Raw genomic sequence first — 4,708 nt, forward strand, 5'->3', positions numbered from 1 at the left:
AAGTCAAGGAAACCCTCGAACACATCGCCGGAGACCGCCGCCGGACACTCCAATTCATAGCCACTTAACGCAACAGACCGTCACACCACGCGACCTTCGCGCAGCCCTGCACCATTGCCGGCTCACAAGCGGTTGCAAGAGGTTTCAGGCGTCCGGCCGACGGCTTCCTCCGATGCCACCCGGCTCCGCATCGAGCCGTTACCCGAACAAGCCAGCCGCAGGGGCGGCGGCTTTCCCTCGCATCCACCAACGATTCGATAGGCATCAGCAGCACTCCATCGCCGCACCGGTCAGTCATGACGGCCCTGAAGCCGCGCCCCGGCCGGTTTCCGGAATGCCCTGGGAAGGAGAATCCATGGCGGATCCCGTGGTGACCGACGTCGGGACGTCGGCACGCAAGATCGACCGCGAAGACCCGAACGGCGGATGCCCGATCGTACAGGGCGCCGACGGCGTATGGCGGATCAGCGGGTACGCCGCCGGGCAGGCGGTGCTGCGCAGCTTGGAAACCAAGCAGGCCGGCCTCGGTATCGACGCATCTAAGGCGATTCCCAAGCGGATCCGTCGGCCGGTGCTGCACAGCGACGGCCCCGAGCACCGGGAACGCCGCCGGCTGACCGCACGATTCTTCACTCTACGCAGGGTCGACGAACACTACCGCGAGCTGATGCACCGCGTCGCCGACGAGCAGATCGACCGGTTGTGCCGCGAGCGGAGCGTCGACCTGTCCGAGCTCAGCTTCGCCCTCGCCGTCGAGGTCGCCGCCGCGGTGATCGGCCTCACCAACAGCCGCCCCGGCATGGCCGCCCGCCTGGAACGGTTCGCCCAGGGAGACCTCGGACCGCCGAATGTCACCAGCATCCGCGGCATCAGGCAGTTCATCCGGCAGAACCGCCACGCCATCGCCTTCTACCTCGCCGACGTGCGCCCCGCGGTACGCACCCGCCGTCGGCGACGCACGGATGACCTCATCTCACACATGATCGACCAAGGCTGCACCAATGCCGAAATCTTCGCCGAGTGCGTCACCTTCGCACCCGCAGGAATGATCACCACCCGGGAGTTCATCAACGTCGCAGCCTGGCACCTGTTCACCGACGACGCACTGCGCGCCCGTTACCACGACGCTGACCAGACCGAACGGATCGCGATCCTGCACGAGTTCCTGCGCTTGGAACCGGTCATCTCCACGCTCAAACGGCGCACGACGGCCGACATCCAGCTACCGGGCCCGCACGGCCCGCTAACGATCCCAGCCGGCGCCCAGATCGACATCGCGGTGAGCAGCACCAACATCGACACGCAGGCCATCGGCGCCGACCCGTACACAGTCCGCCCCGCCCGCCCGATCGGCGACGGCGTGAGTCCGGCGGGGCTGAGCTTCGGCGACGGCCCCCACAAATGCCCCGGCGCACACGTCGCCATCCACGAAACCGACATCTTCCTGCACAAGCTGTTCATGCTCGACGGCCTGCACATGGCCAGCCCACCCCAGGTCACCCTCCGGGACGAGATCGCGGCCTACGAGCTGCGCGGCCTCGTCGTCACGCTCGACTGAATCGTCACGCTCGGTTGACCCGGCCCCACGCGCCCGGCGCCGGGCAGCAGGCACCGGATTCGCGTCGTCGCCGACGATGCACCTGAGGCGTCACGACACTCCCGGATCCATCACTCCCGGACCCATCACTCCCGGACCCATCGGCTGGGCCTGGCCGTTACGGATCTCCGCGCGGGCGTGCGCGACGAGCTCCTGGACGTCCCGTTCCACCTCGTCGGGGTCAAGCCCGAGCGCCCGCCCGATGTGGACCGACCACACCTCGGATCGCAGGTTGGTCTCGAAGTCGAGTTCGGCACGGAGGTTCTGCCGGGCGGCCTCACGGTTCTGGCTGACCATCACGAACGTCGATAGGAAGATCGCCTCCAAGCTGACGATCATCGTCAGGAGGCCGAACGGGTAGCGGTCGAAGACGGCGCCCTCGCCGAACACGCCCTCGTTCAACAGGATCCAGCCGCCGAACCAGACCGCATGCAGGTAGACGAAGGGCAGCGATCCCGCGAAGGAGGTGATCAGATCCGCCCCGCGGTCCTGCGAGGTGCGCATCCGGGCGAAGGCGATCCGCTCGTTGGAAATACGCGGATGCCGGCGGCCACCCGCTTCGGCGTGACGGGGTCGGCCATGGGTGTCGGCGGAGGAACTCATGCCTTCATGCTGATATGCACCCGGATGCGTTCCCGCGCCGGCCCGCTCCTGGTGACGCTCCATCGCCTCCAGCCGCCTGGCGATCGGAATCCAGGAATTCCTCACCCGCATCCGCGCGGTCAGCCGGCGGCCCGCGGGACACTGGGCCGATGCCGCGTCCCTTCCAACAGATCGATGTCTTCTCAAGATCCCCGTATCAGGGCAATCCGGTAGCCGTCGTGCTCGACGGATCGGGACTCGACCCGGAGGAGATGCAGCGGTTCGCCCGGTGGACGAACCTCTCGGAGACCACCTTCATCCTGCCGCCCACCTCATCGGACGCCGACTACCGGGTCCGGATCTTCACACCCGGTGCCGAGCTGGCCTTCGCAGGGCATCCCACGCTGGGTACCTGCCACGCCTGGCTGACCACCCGGCCTCCGGCCGAACGGGGCGATGTGGTCGTTCAGGAGTGTGGTGCCGGGCTCGTTCCCGTCCGGCGGACCGCGGACGGACTCGCGTTCGCCGCACCCCCGCTGCGACGCTCGGGGCCGGTTAAGGAGGCCCTCGTCCAGCGCATCGGCACGGCGCTGGGCATCGCCCGCGATGACATCGTGGCCGCCGAGTGGGCGGATAACGGGCCGGGATGGATTGCTGTTCTACTCGACAGCGCCGAGGCGGTCCTCGCGTTGCAACCGGGCATCGTCGACCTGCATCTCGGCGTGCTCGGCCCGTATCCGCCCGAGTCGACCGAGACGTTCGAAGTTCGGGCCTTCTTCCCCGTGAACGGCACGACGAGGGAGGATCCGGTAACCGGAAGCCTCAACGCGTCCGTCGCCCAATGGCTGCTCCGGACCGGGCGAGCGAGCGCACCCTACACGGTGAGCCAGGGAACACTGCTCCACCGGACCGGACGGGTGCACATCTCCGCTGATGCGGACGGCACGGTCTGGATCGGCGGCGACACGATCACCTGCGTGTCCGGCTTCGTCGAGCTGTAGGTTCCGTTTGCAAACGAACCGACCTGCGCTGGCATACCGGCGCAGGTCGGCGAGCTGGGCGTCGTTCCGGGTCAAGAGCGAACCCGATACGCCTGGAGGACCCTCACGGGCTTTCCTCGACGGCGGCTGCGACCGCGCGCCGGACCCGGTCCGCGGCGGCCTCCCGACCATACAGCCGGAAACACAGCGACGTCAGGATCTCGGTCACGTCCCCGACCAGATCGTCATCCACCCCGGCGGGGTCGACGACCAGCAGCCGGCGGCCGGACGCGGCAAGGTCGGCGTCGACATACTCGACGCCGAACCGGACGCGATACTCGACAACGATCGTGGCTACCTGCGGGCCGCGTAGCAGGGCATGGCCCACTATAGCCTGCCAAAGTACATTATTAAGCGCTGATACGCGGCAGTTGACACCTCGGCAGGAAGAACCGCCGCCGCGCGGGACGCTGAACGACGGCACCTGCCCGACTCCGCTGGACCGCCCCGGGGGATCCTTATCCTCCCGCCCCGAGGCCTCCGAGGCCCTCCCACGTCCGGGGAAGGGAGAGCCGGACGTGAGAAAGACGCCCGGATACGCGTCAGCTCTCGATCCAACCGTACTTCTCGGCCACGCCCATCAGCTCGCTTCTGATCCGAACTATCTGCGTCCCCGTCAGGGTCGGGTCGATCCGGAGCAACAGTTCGGTGATTTCCTGGGTGAACTCCCCGACCGGCAGGACGTCGCAGAGAGCGTCGGAATCGTCCGCGTGGACGGTTCCCCTCGTCGGCGCCGGAGCGGCCAGACCCGAAGCCGCGGGCGCGGACCTGAGGATGCGGGCCGCACTGGCCTTCAGCCCACGCTCGCCCTCCTCGATCTCGAACTCCATGACGGCCCCAGGGATGACGAGATTCTTCTCAACAAGAAGATCGTTGGCATGTAGGAAAATATCGTCTCCACCGTCACTGGGAGCTATGAAACCGTAACCCCGAACATGGTCGAAGCGAAGAACCTTACCTGTACTCACGACTCACCTCAACAACACCCGAAAGACCATACGATTATCCACCGCCACTTCGTCTGCCCAACCGCCACGTGGCGGTTGGGCGGACGACTTAAGAGTGAAGCATACCACCACAGCCCCAACCGACCGCAAGCCTGATGCCTCCACCCTCGCCCTCGACGGAAACAACCGCGCCAATACCCGCCTACGCTACCTCGGTTGAGACCAACGTTCAACGCGGAACGACGGGTCATCCTTTCACGATTACGACCACACCCCCAAGACGGAGCCGCGACCACAGAAACGAACGCGTGTTCGACATCGCCGGGCGAGAGGTCTACGCTTACAACCATGTTCACGTACAGACCGTTCCCGGCCACCCGACCATGATCGTCGCCATCCCGAGCCGCCGACGCCCGTCTCCGAGCGTCCGGAGGACGTCCTCTCCGCATTCCGCCGGACGCCCGCGGCGCGCCAGCCGGTCACTCCCTGAGCCCCGGCCCGCCACCGAGAGGCCGACAGGCATGCACCTCACCATTCCACCC

4 protein-coding genes and 1 pseudogene are annotated in these 4,708 nt (G+C 66.9%); 2 read left to right on the forward strand and 3 right to left on the reverse strand.

Features of this window, described 5'->3' with window-relative positions:
• Nucleotides 1-355 precede the first annotated feature (355 nt).
• The gene (locus tag AC08OX_RS15035) at nucleotides 356-1,558 is read left to right on the forward strand and encodes a cytochrome P450 (protein ID WP_476608387.1); all 1,203 of its coding nucleotides are present in this window, start codon (nucleotides 356-358) and stop codon (nucleotides 1,556-1,558) included.
• Nucleotides 1,559-1,648: 90 nt separating this feature from the next.
• On the opposite strand, the gene AC08OX_RS15040 is transcribed toward AC08OX_RS15035, so the two are convergent.
• Nucleotides 1,649-2,200, reverse strand: a complete 552-nt coding sequence (locus tag AC08OX_RS15040; protein ID WP_476608388.1) for a DUF1003 domain-containing protein — start codon at nucleotides 2,198-2,200, stop codon at nucleotides 1,649-1,651.
• 149 nt (nucleotides 2,201-2,349) lie between these two features.
• Here AC08OX_RS15040 and AC08OX_RS15045 point away from each other — a divergent pair, with 149 nt between their 5' ends.
• A complete protein-coding gene (locus AC08OX_RS15045) occupies nucleotides 2,350-3,180 on the forward strand; it encodes a PhzF family phenazine biosynthesis protein (protein ID WP_023841251.1) in 831 nt (276 codons plus the stop codon).
• Nucleotides 3,181-3,283: 103 nt separating this feature from the next.
• On the opposite strand, the pseudogene AC08OX_RS15050 reads toward AC08OX_RS15045, so the two are convergent.
• Both AC08OX_RS15050 and AC08OX_RS15055 read right to left on the reverse strand, forming a co-directional pair.
• Nucleotides 3,284-3,538: pseudogene (locus tag AC08OX_RS15050) on the reverse strand (recombinase family protein); the annotation flags it as partial.
• 223 nt (nucleotides 3,539-3,761) lie between these two features.
• A complete protein-coding gene (locus AC08OX_RS15055) occupies nucleotides 3,762-4,187 on the reverse strand; it encodes a cold-shock protein (RefSeq protein WP_011436383.1) in 426 nt (141 codons plus the stop codon).
• Nucleotides 4,188-4,708: the final 521 nt, after the last annotated feature.

The sequence above is a fragment of the Frankia sp. CoBUL1 genome, assembly GCF_978021245.1.

Coding starts and splice junctions, on each gene's coding strand:
- AC08OX_RS15035 (WP_476608387.1), top strand. CDS start 356: ATGGCGGATCCCGTGGTGACCGACGTCGGGACGTCGGCACGCAAGATC.
- AC08OX_RS15040 (WP_476608388.1), bottom strand. CDS start 2,200: ATGAGTTCCTCCGCCGACACCCATGGCCGACCCCGTCACGCCGAAGCG.
- AC08OX_RS15045 (WP_023841251.1), top strand. CDS start 2,350: ATGCCGCGTCCCTTCCAACAGATCGATGTCTTCTCAAGATCCCCGTAT.